The 13,421-nt window shown below is 58.2% G+C and carries 12 protein-coding genes; 7 read left to right on the top strand and 5 right to left on the bottom strand.

From position 1 onward, the window contains the following. Positions 1-43 precede the first annotated feature (43 nt). Entirely contained in the window at positions 44-565 is a 522-nt protein-coding gene (locus BREU_RS02545; RefSeq protein ID WP_081886505.1) for a very short patch repair endonuclease, read from the top strand. Between the two features lie 117 nt (positions 566-682). Continuing rightward, positions 683-1,549 (top strand): PAQR family membrane homeostasis protein TrhA, encoded by an 867-nt coding sequence (gene trhA / locus BREU_RS02550; protein WP_044089530.1) that lies wholly within the window; start codon positions 683-685, stop codon positions 1,547-1,549. Positions 1,550-2,384: 835 nt separating this feature from the next. Here trhA and BREU_RS02555 read toward each other — a convergent pair. Both BREU_RS02555 and BREU_RS02560 read right to left on the bottom strand, forming a co-directional pair. Then, complete coding sequence (locus tag BREU_RS02555) at positions 2,385-3,626, bottom strand: ATP-binding protein (protein WP_044089497.1); 1,242 nt, start codon at positions 3,624-3,626, stop codon at positions 2,385-2,387. Between the two features lie 131 nt (positions 3,627-3,757). Next, positions 3,758-4,429: a hypothetical protein gene (locus BREU_RS02560; protein ID WP_052381994.1), complete on the bottom strand. Its 672-nt coding sequence runs from the start codon at positions 4,427-4,429 to the stop codon at positions 3,758-3,760. 632 nt (positions 4,430-5,061) lie between these two features. Between BREU_RS02560 and BREU_RS11160 the strand changes: the two genes are divergently transcribed. Together BREU_RS11160 and BREU_RS02570 are read left to right on the top strand one after the other, a co-directional pair. Continuing rightward, positions 5,062-6,837 (top strand): AAA family ATPase, encoded by a 1,776-nt coding sequence (locus tag BREU_RS11160; protein WP_052381995.1) that lies wholly within the window; start codon positions 5,062-5,064, stop codon positions 6,835-6,837. 17 nt (positions 6,838-6,854) lie between these two features. Beyond that, on the top strand, positions 6,855-8,624 hold the full coding sequence (locus BREU_RS02570; protein WP_152598596.1) for an LlaJI family restriction endonuclease: 1,770 nt from the start codon (positions 6,855-6,857) through the stop codon (positions 8,622-8,624). A gap of 55 nt (positions 8,625-8,679) precedes the next feature. Here BREU_RS02570 and BREU_RS02575 read toward each other — a convergent pair whose 3' ends face one another. Next, complete coding sequence (locus BREU_RS02575; RefSeq protein ID WP_044089499.1) at positions 8,680-8,907, bottom strand: hypothetical protein; 228 nt, start codon at positions 8,905-8,907, stop codon at positions 8,680-8,682. 108 nt (positions 8,908-9,015) lie between these two features. Here BREU_RS02575 and BREU_RS02580 point away from each other — a divergent pair, with 108 nt between their 5' ends. Next, positions 9,016-9,297, top strand: a complete 282-nt coding sequence (locus BREU_RS02580) for a DUF3427 domain-containing protein (protein WP_269147448.1) — start codon at positions 9,016-9,018, stop codon at positions 9,295-9,297. Positions 9,298-9,439: 142 nt separating this feature from the next. Then, positions 9,440-10,543, top strand: a complete 1,104-nt coding sequence (locus tag BREU_RS02585) for a Fic family protein (RefSeq protein WP_044089501.1) — start codon at positions 9,440-9,442, stop codon at positions 10,541-10,543. Positions 10,544-10,781: 238 nt separating this feature from the next. On the opposite strand, the gene msrB is transcribed toward BREU_RS02585, so the two are convergent. Beyond that, the gene (msrB, locus tag BREU_RS02590) at positions 10,782-11,810 is read right to left on the bottom strand and encodes a peptide-methionine (R)-S-oxide reductase MsrB (protein WP_044089502.1); all 1,029 of its coding nucleotides are present in this window, start codon (positions 11,808-11,810) and stop codon (positions 10,782-10,784) included. Positions 11,811-11,920: 110 nt separating this feature from the next. On the opposite strand from msrB, the gene BREU_RS02595 reads away from it, so the two are divergent. Continuing rightward, positions 11,921-12,229, top strand: coding sequence for a hypothetical protein (locus BREU_RS02595; protein WP_238566979.1), 309 nt, complete (start codon positions 11,921-11,923; stop codon positions 12,227-12,229). 157 nt (positions 12,230-12,386) lie between these two features. On the opposite strand, the gene yddG is transcribed toward BREU_RS02595, so the two are convergent. After that, positions 12,387-13,334, bottom strand: a complete 948-nt coding sequence (gene yddG, locus BREU_RS02600) for an aromatic amino acid DMT transporter YddG (RefSeq protein ID WP_044089503.1) — start codon at positions 13,332-13,334, stop codon at positions 12,387-12,389. Between the last annotated feature and the right edge of the window lie 87 nt (positions 13,335-13,421).

Consider the following 13,421-nt stretch of genomic DNA (forward strand, 5'->3'; position numbering starts at 1 on the left):
CGCTCGCACCACTCGAACTCGGCAAGTGAGGGTGCTATCACCAATGGCGGCACCCTCGCGCCCGCGCAAGCCCAGCAGCGAATCCAACGGCAAATCCAGAAAAACGGCCAAGCGATCAGTCAAGCCGGCGACCAAACCGGAGAAGTACGCACGTGGCACCAGGTCGTACACGATGTCGCACATCCGCGGCAAGGACACGTCGATCGAGGTGGCGGTGCGCAGCTATCTATTCCGGCGCGGCCTGCGGTTTCGCAAGAACGACAAGCGCTACCCCGGCCACCCGGACGTGGTGCTGCCGAAGTATCACACAATCGTGTTCATCAACGGGTGCTTCTGGCATGCGCACGAGGGCTGCCCGAAGTACTCGATGCCGAAATCCAATGTGGAATTCTGGACCGCGAAGCTGACGCGCAACCGCGAACGCGACGCCCGTCAGCACGCCGAACTGGAGGCCGCCGGCTGGCGGGTCATCGTGGTGTGGGAATGCGAGCTGGGCAAGGCCACGCGCGAGGAGCGGCTAGCCCGGCTGTATGAGCAGATCATGGGCGACGCCTCCATGGGCTGAGCTCCTCGAGAAATCACAGAATCCCTTCAGCCGCGCTCATCGAGGCACCTATACTTGGTTACGGTAGCGTAAGTTAATGGCCGGCCAAGCGACGCCGGCCACATCGAGGTGATGAGCATGAGCGTTTCCACCAGCGCACCGACCACACGGACGATGGCCTCCGGCACATCGCGTGCGTCTTCTGCGGTCGCAGGCCAAAGGAGCCAAAGGAGTCGCGCGCGAACAGACGCCGCCGCATTGGCACGCGCTGCGGCGCGCTACCAAGACGCACGCGACCGTTACCGTCAAGCAAAAGCGGCTCTGAAAGCGGCCAAGCGCCAGATTGTCCCAGTCGACGCGTTCGGCAATCGCAAGCCCCGCCTGCGCGGATGGTTGCACCTCATCACTTTGCCGCTGTGCATCGCGGCTTCCATCGTACTGATCTGCATCGCGCCGGGCGGCCCAGTCAAAGCGGCCTGCGCGATCTACGGCGCTTCGGCCATACTGCTGTTCGGCAACAGTGCGCTGCTGCACGTCGGATCCTGGCACAGCGCGAAGGTGACCCGCGTGCTGTGCGGCATCGATTACTCAAACATCTTCCTCATCATCGCCGGGACCAATACGCCCGTGCTGTTCGCGCTCAGCCCGACGATTCGGCGGCCGTACCTCACGGTGATCTGGGCGACCGCCGCAATCGGCACGATACTGCATATCGTCTGGCTTCAGGCTCCGAACTGGGTGTTCACCACCGTGTACGTGGTGCTGGGGCTGGCTCCGGTGACGCTCATCCCGCAGCTATGGACGGCGCCTGCGGTGGGACCGGCGGCGACCATACTTATCGCTTGCGGCGGTGCCGCGTATATCGCCGGCGCCGTATGTTTCGCGCTGCGCAAGCCGAATCCCGTTCCCGGATGGTTCGAGTTTCACGAAGTGTTTCACGTGGGCACGGTCATTGGGTACGTCTGCCATGTCGTGGCGATTTATCTGATTGTGTGCGCGCTGTAGCGCGGGGGCTTGGTGGGATTGGCGGGACTTGGCGGGACTTGTGGTGCGGCTTGGCGTAGCTTGGTGCGACTTGGTGCGACTTGGCGTAGCTTGGTGCGGCTTGGTGCGGCTTGGCGCAGCTTGGTGTCTTACGTGTCTTGGCGGGGCAAAACCTCGGACCAACCGACAACCTGCTCCACTATCCCATTCTCAGCAGGGCAGAACCTCTAGCCAGCCGACACTTCATCCCACTCACAGCCCGCCAGCGCGGCAAAACCTCGGACCAGCCGACAACCTGCTCCACTACCCCATTCCCAGCGAAGCAAAACCTCTAGCCGCCCAAGAAACAACCCCGCCAATCATCCCTCAGCGAGGCGAAACCTCGGCCCAGCCGACACTTCATCCCACTCACAGCCCGCCAGCGAAGCAAAACCTCGGACCAGCCGACAACCTGCTCCACTATTCCATTCTCAGCAGGGCAGAACCTCTAGCCAGCCGACATTCCACCCCACTCACAACCTGTCAGCGAAGCAAAACCTCGGCCCAGCCATGCATCCGCCCCACTCACAGCCCGCCAGCGAAGCAAAACCTCTAGCCGCCCAAGAAACAACCCCGCCAATCATCCCTCAGCGAGGCGAAACCTCGGACCAGCCGACACTTCATCCCACTCACATCCCGTCAGCGAAGCAAAACCTCTAGCCGCCCAAGAAACAACCCCGCCAATCATCCCTCAGCGCGGCAAAACCTCGACTCGACCGACAGGTCGCCCCGCTTACAACCGATCAGCGAAGCAAAACCTCGGACCAGCTGAGAACCCGCCCCACTCACGCGCCGCCAGCCTGCAGTCCAGCTACATCTACATCGTCAGCCAGTCGACGGCATTGATGACATCAACGCCGTCATTCGTGGACCCCAAGCCGAACGTATCCAACGTCAGCACGATTCGCCGCCCGGATAGCCTTGCATTGCCGAGCCGACGCAGCGGCTCAAGTTCGCGTTCCCTCGTGTGAGTGTCCAGGATACTGACGCTGACTTGGATGAATAGCCGCTCCAACGTAAGGTCGTCACGCGTGCGAGTGGCAACGAAATCAATCTCCAAGCCGTCCATTTTGCCGACCTGAACCTCGTATCCCCGCGTACGCAACTCGTTATGGACGACGTTCTCCAGAAGAAAACCGAAATCCCCCGCCGGGTACCCCAGCAACATGTTTTTGATGCCGAGATCAGCCGGATAGTATTTATTGAGCCCCTGCAGGTAATCCCCGCCCTTCACATTGATGCGCTGGGCCCGATAGAACAGAAATGCGTCCAGCAGTCCGGAGATATATCGCTCGATGGTTTCGTTCGCGGTGGTCCGCCTCGCGCTCTTGAGTCGATGCTCGATTTTGTTGATGGAGACAGGCGAGCCCGCCGTGTCAGCTAGGTAGCGAGCGACATCATTGAACACCATGGGATTGCGAATCTGCAGGTACTGGGCGATATCCCGTACGAGAATCGTGTCGTAGATTCCGGAAAGCACCGTATGTGCCAGTGACTGGTTGGCACCCTGATCCACGACAGGTGGCAGACCGCCGTAACGGGTGTACCGGTCGAAAGCGGAAGCCCGATCGGCCGGAGATGCGCCCACCCCGGTGTACTGCAGAAACTCACTGAACGACAGCGGGAATACACGAATCTCTATGTGGCGGCCGGACAGCAACGTCGCCAATTGGCTGGATAGCAGATGCGCGTTCGAGCCAGTCAGATAGATATCAGCATCCTTATCGACGCGCAACGCGTTGACCGCCTTCTCCCATCCATCGATGAGTTGCACCTCATCGAGCAGCAGATAATATCGGCCGCCGGTTTGCATGAGACCATCAAGATGCCGGTATAGCTGGGCGTAGTCGAACGCACTGTATTGGAAGGATTCGAGATTAATGGAAATGACATGGTCCGCCGGCACACCATCGTCGACAAGCCGCTGGGAGAGAAGCGCGAGAAGCGATGATTTGCCGCATCGCCGCATACCCGTAACGACCTTAATCAGCCCATTGTCTTTGACCGCGAGCAGTTTGTCGAGATACATCGGACGAGCCTTCAAGGCCTCAGCCATCATCACCTCCGCACTTTTACTAGTATACTAGTAAAAGTATATCCCAATGAGGAACTTTTACTAGTATGATCGGAAAAGTCATTGATGCACGAGGACATTAGACGCTCTCGGTACGTCCGACACATCCAGCACGCTCACCATGCTTCGGCATCCACCCATGTGACCGCGCAATCGAATGCCGACCGTGCCGCCAGAAATCGACATCGATAGTCGGAATCGAATTGTTCACGCGGCGCATCACGCCAGTCGAAGCGTACGGGAATGCCCCATGGGCGATACCGTTCGAATGCCTGCATAATCCACGTATCCCCGCGATATTCGGCACGGACCGCCCGGCTCGGATTGCGCGATGACAGGAACACGGCATATCCTGCACATTCGATTACATCGACGTCAGGATGGCCGCATAACGCATAATTGAGACCATCATCCGCAGCGTGTTCCACGCACTTATCGGCATCCTGCCGCAGCAGCATCTCGGCTGGAGTGAACGCGCACGAACGCGCATAGTCGATCGACTGCGCATCCGTGAAACAGCACTCACCTCCATCGCCGTCGTCAATACTGCATTCCAACAGATAGTTCATGACATCCGGAGACTCCCAATACGCAGCCGTCCGATCATCGACACCTATGTTCTTCCACAACATGTAGTGCGTTTGCTCTTTGCCGAGAATCCCCTCAAACGCTTCGGCGGAAATATACGTCGCACCATCCAACTGATAGCATTCGTCACGAGGATAGATCACACGTTGTCGGTATTGCTCACGCGCTTTGGCCTCGACCCGTTCGTCCAACTCGTGCATTCGTCGCTCGATCTGTTCCCTATGCGCAGATGTAGCATGATGCCACACCTCATGGTGGCAAGCCCTGGCTTCGCTACGAATCTGCTTTCTCCTGCCCTTGTCTGTCACACATACCAAGTTGTCAATATGAGGCACGTTCGTCATCGCCATCTCCTTTGCCGCTCAATCCGCAGACGCCAAAGCTTCCTCAGAGCGCCCGCATTCCGACGATCTTCAACTGTGTTCAGTGAATCAGGATCTGCTCAGCAAAACAGCCAGAGATCGTGGATCGCTTGTGGATCTTGCGGCGAGGCATCCTGGGCAGCATGAAGCCAGAGACCAAAATCATCAACGTTGTCGGAGCCGCCATCATAAGGAACGGAACCGTGCTGTGCGCACTGCAGTCTTGGCGGGGCTTGGCGGATCCCCGTTAGCGGGGCAATACCTCTAGCCAACAAAGAAACAACCCCGCTCACGGCCCGTCAACGGGGCGAAACCTCGGAGCAGCCGGGAACATGCCACACTCACAAACGGCCCTGCTACGCATCCGATCAAGACCCCTAACTGCAGCCCAATGTCGTCTTCGTTGATTCAAGCAATATGAAAACGTATGCGATAGGATGGCATCAACTCAACAACGAAGGTGGGGCATCATGACGGAGACGAAGGAATTCCACGAACTGTTCTCCCAGGGTAGCGGGCGTATTTTTGCACTGCTCATCTCTACCGACGGACGAGGCCATTACGACAACCGCGGCCGGCTCTCGCTGGACTACTGCGAAGCAGGGCAGACCTTCGATCTGCCGAACGGCATGTTTGATTCCGATAAATACCGCGACAGCGATGTGGTGCTCACGTTCGCGAAAACACAAAACGACAACGAATTCGTTCTCACGGACGTCCATTCAGCCAAGCATCCCGTAGTCAACTCCAACAATGCTGATGATCGGCCAGGTTCCATCCACTTCAATGGCTCTAAGATGTCCCTGGACCAGTTCTATAGCGAGAACCAGAACAGCTTGACACTCTGGCTCGATCGTTCCTCGACACCGATTTCCAGCACACCCCATCTGCTTGATTTTACGGATTTGTATTATGCGCGATGCCTAGCGGGAAGCACATCTGGGACAATCAACGAATGGGAATTCCGGCGCAACTTATTCGACGCTTGGATGCGCAAACAACAGTGGGAGAAAGATAAGAGCTACTCACAATACGTTAAAGCGCTGGATAAATTTGAAGACTCCTACCGTATTCCAAGAGCAGACGGAGCCCACATACCAGTAACCGCATATCTGCCCACTTTTGAACACCTATGGCAAGTCGTGGATGCCGCTCGGCTTCAGCGCCTCGGCGACGACTGGACACCGGTCAAGAAGTTATATTCTGCAACAGATACGGAAATCGCCGAACAAGGATTCACACCCAAAGGCATCAAATATTATGCGCAATTCCTTACAGAGAATACAGCACCTTCAGCTTCCCGCAATCTCATCTACTTCGGCGCTCCCGGAACCGGCAAAAGCTATACGCTTAACAAGGGATTGGAGCAGTTCGACGGACGCTACGAACGTGTGACGTTCTATTCGGATTACCTTCACGCTCAGTTCGTTGGCTCGTTCCGCCCGCAGGCCATTACCACCGCAGACGGAACCGCGGATTTCACCTATGCGTTCACACCCGGCCCGTTCACCCGCGTGCTTATCGATGCGCTCAAGGACCCCGACAACGAGCACGTACTGGTCATCGAGGAGATCAACCGCGCCGATCCAGCAGCAGTGTTCGGCGATATCTTCCAGCTCTTGGACCGTGACGGCTCCGGCGTAAGCACCTATCCCGTCACTGTCAGCGAGGACATGAAGTCCTATCTGTGGAAGGAACTTGGACCAGCCGGCCGGGAACAGCTACTGAAAACCACAAAACAGACTGGAATCACGACCGAAGGCTCTGCGCCCACGTCGCTGTCCATCGCCATTCCCAAGAACATGCTCATCTGGGCGACGATGAACTCCGCCGATCAGGGCGTGTACCCCATGGACACCGCGTTCAAACGTCGCTGGAGTTTCCGCTATATCGACATCGATGCCGGAGCCGATGAAATCACAGATTCCACATGGAAGCAGTGGCGCACCATCATCAATAAGCTGCTGCTCACCAAGGCCAAGGTGTCTGAGGATAAGCTACTTGGCCCGTTCTTCCTCGGCGATCCAAAGATGGCCGTCGGCACACCGGAATTCGACGATGCGTTTAAGAATAAGGTCATCATGTACCTGTTCGAGGATGCAGCACGGTACAACCGTGACAAAGTATTCAACGCAGCCCGAATCAGCAGCGGAAATACCTCGAGTATAGAAGGCTTGACGCTGCAGTCATTGTTCAGCGCATGGGACAAGATCCGATTCGATATCTTCAATAAGTCCAACGAGTGATCGCGGGCAGCATCCGTATGACCCAATTGCATCGCATCATTGCAGACTGCGTCTTCCGCGAACAGCAGCCGTATACGCTTGCGGAGCTGTGCCGCGCCAGAATCGCGCCGCCTGATGGAAGCACCATCACCGCCCCCGCCGGAAGTTCTGGCTCAGATGGCTCGCTGCTCACCCTACGCGATTACCTGCTGAGCCTGCGCATCAACAATTCCCCTGTATTCCAACAGCGCGCGGGAAACACTCCCGGAATATCCACGGCGGATACCTACCGGTTCAATTTCGTGGGATTGCTCAACGTCGGACAGTTCATGTTTCTTGTGCTGCCCAAGTATTATCGCGGCGTCACGCCTGACATCATCCGCGGCCATGAAACGCACATGCTAGAAGAGTTCGCGGCAATTCTGAACGCGATACGTCAATATCTCAGGAATCCCAACCACAAGAACGATGCCATCGGCTTCGGATACGAGGCCAGCACCGACAACAACAGCGGCAACCTCATCGACCTGTATCGGTTCCTGCTCGAGGATTTCGCCGAGAACGGTCTCTACCAGTCCAGCCGCCGCATCACCGAGCTAAATGGACTCGGTGAAATCGACTGGAACCGCACCGTCAATCAGATTGTGCCATTACGGTCTGCATCGAGTAAGCCCGTATATGTCGACATCGTCAGTACACGATCCACCTCCGACACGACAACCATTATCCGCTCGATTCAAGCCGCAGTCATCACAGACATCTCACGCTATCTGGAATCATCCGGGCTGAACATGCTGTTCCATCTGCCGACTGCGGAGCCATCGCCGAAAACACTCTCCGAGCTCGGCGATCGCGATCAATTATGCCGATTGCTATGGAAGGAACTGCGCGTACAATTCGTCACGCGAAAACGACTGCTGTTGCGCGCGTTGATCCAGTATCTGGAGATGCGCAGCAGCGGGCAGATCATGCCGCTGCTCGCGCAGGGCACATGTTCGTTCAACTTGGTATGGGAAGACGCATGCAAGGTGGTGTTCAATGACGAGGAGTCGCTGCACGCCACGCAGCCACCGCAATGGGACTACTACGAACCGTTGGATTGGGCCGACAGCTATCACCAGGCAACAACCAAAACAACGATTTCTGCCGGCGAAATCACCGAAGACGATTCCGACGAAACGCACAATGCGGCTGGATCGCCGCTGGAACCGGACGTGGTCGCGCTTAATCGCGATGGAAGCAAACGCTACATCATCGATGCGAAGTACTACATTCCACGATATAAGCCTGTCTTCCCTTCCGAACGCGGAAAGAAGCCGAAAGGCCAAGTCGACCGCACACCGGGCATGAAGGACATCGTCAAGCAGTATTTCTATCTGATGGCCTTGATGCCACAGGAGATGAGTGAGGGAACCGTGGTGAACGCAGCGGCGTCCGACGAGGACGGCGGCATATCGCGAGGCAGTGCCGATTCCCGGCCATCGGTCATCGCGGGCAACGCTTTCGTGATGCCGGGCCAGATTCCGCTGATTCCTGAACTTCATAGCTTGAGCAACGCCGAAGAACGCAATGCTGAGCAATCCACAGAGCCTTATGTTCCACCTCGCGAGCATCGCAAGCTGTTGGTCAGACGCGGTGCCACATATTTCCCATTCATGGAGAAACAGCTCCAAGCGATATACGGAGAAGACGTACCATCTTCCATTGCCTTGTTCGAGATGGACCCCGAACAAGCACTGCGCCTGTATGTGGGGAAGCCAGACAGAACAGCCGGATTGGAGCGACTTGCCTCCATGTTCGAGCGGTGACGGACATTTCAGACAGTCAGCACCGTCGAACATGCGCGATCGATCCTCTGCGCGGCTAGGCCGCATCGTCTTCGCGATCGCCAGCATCCTTACCCCAGCCGTCGGCCAACAACATGACGGATACGGCCTCAGGGCGTGCAGAAACCAGCAGCCGCTGCAGCCGGTCCGGTGATGTGATTGCGGTCTCGCCGTCGGCCTCGGTCGCTTCGACCACGGTAGTGAACCAGCGGATCTGCTCGCCTTTCGGCATCGCGAATATCACGCATGCGGGAATTCTCATCATCACCTGCTCCTTATCACGCACAATCCGAACGGCATCCGCTTCCGTCCATCATCAGCCAAAGCCGACGACCGAGCCGATGCAGTCCGATTGCTGCTCACGTCGCTCATCGTGATCCATGAGGCCGTATCTCTCGCCAGCAGAACGCATAGATCCACAAGCGATCTACGATCGATACGGCAGCGGACGCATTTCGTGCCGCTGTTCGTCATGCGCAAGGCGGAAGCCAAGGACGGCAAGTACTACTACGTGGGTCACGTCGCTGCATTCGATAATCCGCGCCTGACCACTAAACCAAACGCGGACGGGACCGGCACGGTGAAGGTCACGCTGTCCACGCTGCGGTTGGCGCGGTCGCTCGACCCGGAACTATACCGGCATCTGGCGGGGTGATGCGAAAGACCATCCGACGTGGTTCCTGCATCATTTACTGCATCATCGCAAGTTTTCTGCATCATTCTGACATGATATGATGCAGAAAATCGGAACATGAGGCAGAAAACACTGCAGTCCAAGGAAGGCGGCATGACACAGCATGAAGCAGTTTGATTACGCCCACACAGCGGAAGCGCTGCTTACGCCACGAACCATCAACCTGCTGACCGCAATCCACGAAGCCAAAGGACGGCAAAGCGTACAAGCGGCGATTCATCCGGAAACACTGGAATCCATGACGGCGATCGCCCGCATTCAAAGCACCAGCGCATCCAACCGCATCGAAGGCATCTCCACCAGTGACCAAAGGCTCAACGCACTGGTTACAGCGAAAACCACCCCGCGCAACCGTGACGAAGAGGAAATCGCAGGATATCGGGATGTACTGTCCACCATTCACGAGAACCACGACTACATCCCGCTCACGCCGAACGTCATTCTCCAACTGCACCGCGACCTGTTCCGGCACACGCCACTTATCTTCGGCGGCCATTTCAAAGACACGAACAACCTCATCGTCGAACGTGACGCCGCAGGCAACAGTTCCGTTCGTTTCACGCCGCCCAACGCTCTCATCACACCGGAACTGGTCGGGCAAGCGTGCGCATCCTATGCCGCCACGATTCAGGACGGACGCACCGACCCTCTGCTCGCCATCGCTTTGTTCGTGTTCGACTTCACGTGCATCCATCCGTTCAACGACGGCAACGGCCGTATGAGTCGATTGCTTACACTGCTGCTCACGTATCGCGCAGGATACAAAATCGGTAAATACATCAGCATCGAACGTCTTATCGAAAGCAGCAAAGAGACATATTACGAAGCGTTGGCCGCCAGCACGCAAGGCTGGACTGCGAACGCCAACGATTACGCGCCGTTCGTCAATTATCTGCTCGGCGTCATCCTGAGGGCATATAAGGAATTCGACGAGCGATTTGGCATACTCGGTTCTATTTCTTCTGATTCCTCAACACCGTCGACAATCCAATCAAAGCCGACCAAGCGGGCAAAGCCGACCAAAGAACAACGAATCGCAGCGCTGTTCGATCAGACGCTTTCGCCACTATCGAAAGCAGCGGTCCTCGAACGACTGCCGGACATCAGCGAAACCACGGTAGAGCGGGCTTTGCGAGCGCTGGTAAACTCAGGCGCGATCATCAAAATCGGCGCTGGACGCAGTACGCGCTACATCAAGCAACGGTAACGTCAGCAGCTAGTGGTCTGTCTCGTACATAATTGAGCACTGCATATTCTGTCTCTCCCCCAGTCAGCTTCGCTGACAGCCCGTCCTGCAATCAGGGACGCGCTCTGCGCGCGGTTTTGCCAGCTCGCCTGTCAGCTCGCACGTTGCCTACAAACAGCTCCGCTGTTTGCTTCACGGCAACATCCCGTCAGAGGGGGCCAACACCACTCAACCAACTACGAGACGGACCACTAAAGCGCTACGCGCAATAGTCAGCCGGTTCGCCAGCCTCACCGTCCACCGCCGGAATCCAGGCGCCGTAGCCCTCAGCCTCCATCTGCGAGCGCGGCACGAACCGGAGCGCGGCGGAATTCATGCAGTAGCGCAGGCCGCCGCGATCCGCAGGACCGTCCTCGAACACATGGCCCAAATGAATCTGCGTTTCGGATGTGCGCACCTCGATACGGTCGCGCCCAGGGATGCGATGGTCCTCGTGCTCGGTGAGTAGCGAGGCCTTGAGCGGTTTCGAGAACGCCGGCCAGCCGCAGCCGGAATCGAACTTGTCGCGCGAGGAGAACAGCGGTTCCCCGCTGACGATATCCACGTAGATGCCCGGCTCGAACTCATGGTCGTATTCGTTGACGAACGGGCGTTCGGTGGCCGCGTGCTGCGTGACCGCGAACTGTTCGAGCGTCAGGTCCCAGATCCGTTCCACATACTTCTGCCGGCGCTTCACGTTCGCGATGGCGGCGATAGGCACATGGCAGTAGCCGCCGGGATTGTTGATGAGGTAGTCCTGATGGTAGTCCTCGGCTGGGTAGAAGTTGCGCAGCGGCTCGACCAGGACCGCCGGGCGCTGCGGCTGGCGGTCCACCAGCTGCTCGAGCGCCGCGATATACACGGCCTTCTGCGCGGCTCTCTGCGCTTCGCCGGAGTCGCCCTCTGCATCGCTCGCATAGAACAATCCAGTGCGATACTGCCGTCCGCGATCCTCGCCCTGCTGATTCACGGAGAACGGGTCGATGACCTCGAGGAACAGCAGCGTCAGCGTGCGCAGGCTCACCCGAGCCGGGTCGAACGTGACCTTCACGGTCTCGGCCGCATCCGTGGCCCCGGAACAAACCTGCTCATACGTGGGGTTCTCGATATTCGACTGCGCGTAGCCGACCGTGGTGTCGATGACGCCGTCGACATTCTGGAAGTAACGTTCGAGACCCCAGAAGCAGCCGCCTGCAAAATATGCAGTCTGGGCGTTCGCATCGTTCGCATTATTCACGTTCTCATCCATATGTCTTACGCTACTACCTTCCGGTGCCCTTCACTCGAATCATGCGAATCCGTTCCGTCACCACGGACAATGGCGCGCGCGAATACCGACAACTGGCATATGCTGAACGTATGACTCAAGCATCGCAAGAACCGAAACCGGCGCGCACCTCATGGCTGAAGGTCTCAGGACGCAGACAGGCATGGGCGACCATCATCGGCACTGTCATCGTGGTGGCGCTGATTACGCTTGCCCTCGGATTCCTCGTGAGTTGGGGGCTTGCCGCGATTGCGGTGATCATCATGGTGCCGGGAGCGATTTCTTTGGCGATTCTGGCGCGTCACCCGGAATCCACCGGCGGGCGCAGCATGTTCGGCATTTCCGACCCGGCCACGCTGCTTGACCCGTTGCGCCGGCCGTCCGAGCGCCGCGGCAAATAACCGTCGACCGACCGGCTGCATCAGACTTGGTCCCTGGCCCATCACTGTCTCTGTACGCCGGCGAATCCACCTTCCGCAGCCCGCAGCCCCCAGACCAGCCAGACCCGTCAGGCCTGTTTCACGGGGAACACCAAGTAGGACGCGCCGGCCGTGCGGCCTACTTGCGCGCGGTGACCAAGTAGTTGAGCACCGAGCCAGCAGCCACCAGCAGCGCACCCACCCAGAACGGCAACGACAGCGCCAGACCGAGCAATACCGCGCTGGCAGCGGTGGACAGCACCGGCGTGGCATACGAGGCGATGGCCAGACGTTCCATCGAACCGTGCAGGATGCCGTAACCCCAACAGGCATAGCCGCCTGCAATCACCGCCGCACAGACCACCACGAACACCCATGATTCCAAGCTCGGCATCTGCTCCGGCCAACCCTGGCCGGATGCGAAATGAATGATCCACAACGCCACGGCCACACACGGGAAGAACAACGACGTGCCGTCCACGCCCTGAGACCAAGCCGGCGTGAACACCGCGTACACGGACCATGCCAACGCCCCGAAGAACGCCAGCGCATACGGCAACGGATCCGCCGCAATATGCGCCACCGCCGCATTCCAGTCCAACCCGGAATTACCGCCCACGGCGAGCGCCACACCAGCCGTGGCCACGACCGCGCCCGGCAGCACCCTGGCTATCGCGTGACGGCGATGCGAGACACCTGCCGCGAGCAGCACCATCATCGTGGGCCACAGGTAATTGACCAGACTCACTTCCACTGCGGACGCGTCGGTCGAGGCCAGCCCAAGCGACAAGGAAATCGAAGACTCGTAGAACACGAACAGCAGACCGCCGACGATCAGGTACTTGCGCGGGAATTGCTTCAATGGCGCCGGTCGGCGGAATATCAGCAGCAGCACTCCGCCAACGGTATAGATCAGCGCCGAACCAAGCGTGGCGCCGAAACCGTCGGAGACGATGCGGACCGTGCCGGCCATGAAACTCCACAGCACAATGGCCATGAGGCCCACCGCTGTGGCACGCGCGGACACCACATGACCGCCGGCGAGGTTCGCCGCCGCGCTCTCTCGTTTGCTGCCGTCATTCGCCATGGCCGCACCTCCCCGTGCCTTTCCCAGTTTCCGGTTCTGTTTCCGGTTCCGGGGCCACTCTACCTGCTCCAAGATACGAAAATGCCG

Origin of the sequence: Bifidobacterium reuteri DSM 23975 (assembly GCF_000741695.1) — a bacterium.
GTDB lineage: Bacteria > Actinomycetota > Actinomycetes > Actinomycetales > Bifidobacteriaceae > Bifidobacterium > Bifidobacterium reuteri.

Coding starts and splice junctions, on each gene's coding strand:
- BREU_RS02545 (WP_081886505.1), top strand. CDS start 44: ATGGCGGCACCCTCGCGCCCGCGCAAGCCCAGCAGCGAATCCAACGGC.
- trhA (WP_044089530.1), top strand. CDS start 683: ATGAGCGTTTCCACCAGCGCACCGACCACACGGACGATGGCCTCCGGC.
- BREU_RS02555 (WP_044089497.1), bottom strand. CDS start 3,626: ATGATGGCTGAGGCCTTGAAGGCTCGTCCGATGTATCTCGACAAACTG.
- BREU_RS02560 (WP_052381994.1), bottom strand. CDS start 4,429: ATGCACGAGTTGGACGAACGGGTCGAGGCCAAAGCGCGTGAGCAATAC.
- BREU_RS11160 (WP_052381995.1), top strand. CDS start 5,062: ATGACGGAGACGAAGGAATTCCACGAACTGTTCTCCCAGGGTAGCGGG.
- BREU_RS02570 (WP_152598596.1), top strand. CDS start 6,855: ATGACCCAATTGCATCGCATCATTGCAGACTGCGTCTTCCGCGAACAG.
- BREU_RS02575 (WP_044089499.1), bottom strand. CDS start 8,907: ATGATGAGAATTCCCGCATGCGTGATATTCGCGATGCCGAAAGGCGAG.
- BREU_RS02585 (WP_044089501.1), top strand. CDS start 9,440: ATGAAGCAGTTTGATTACGCCCACACAGCGGAAGCGCTGCTTACGCCA.
- msrB (WP_044089502.1), bottom strand. CDS start 11,810: ATGGATGAGAACGTGAATAATGCGAACGATGCGAACGCCCAGACTGCA.
- BREU_RS02595 (WP_238566979.1), top strand. CDS start 11,921: ATGACTCAAGCATCGCAAGAACCGAAACCGGCGCGCACCTCATGGCTG.
- yddG (WP_044089503.1), bottom strand. CDS start 13,334: ATGGCGAATGACGGCAGCAAACGAGAGAGCGCGGCGGCGAACCTCGCC.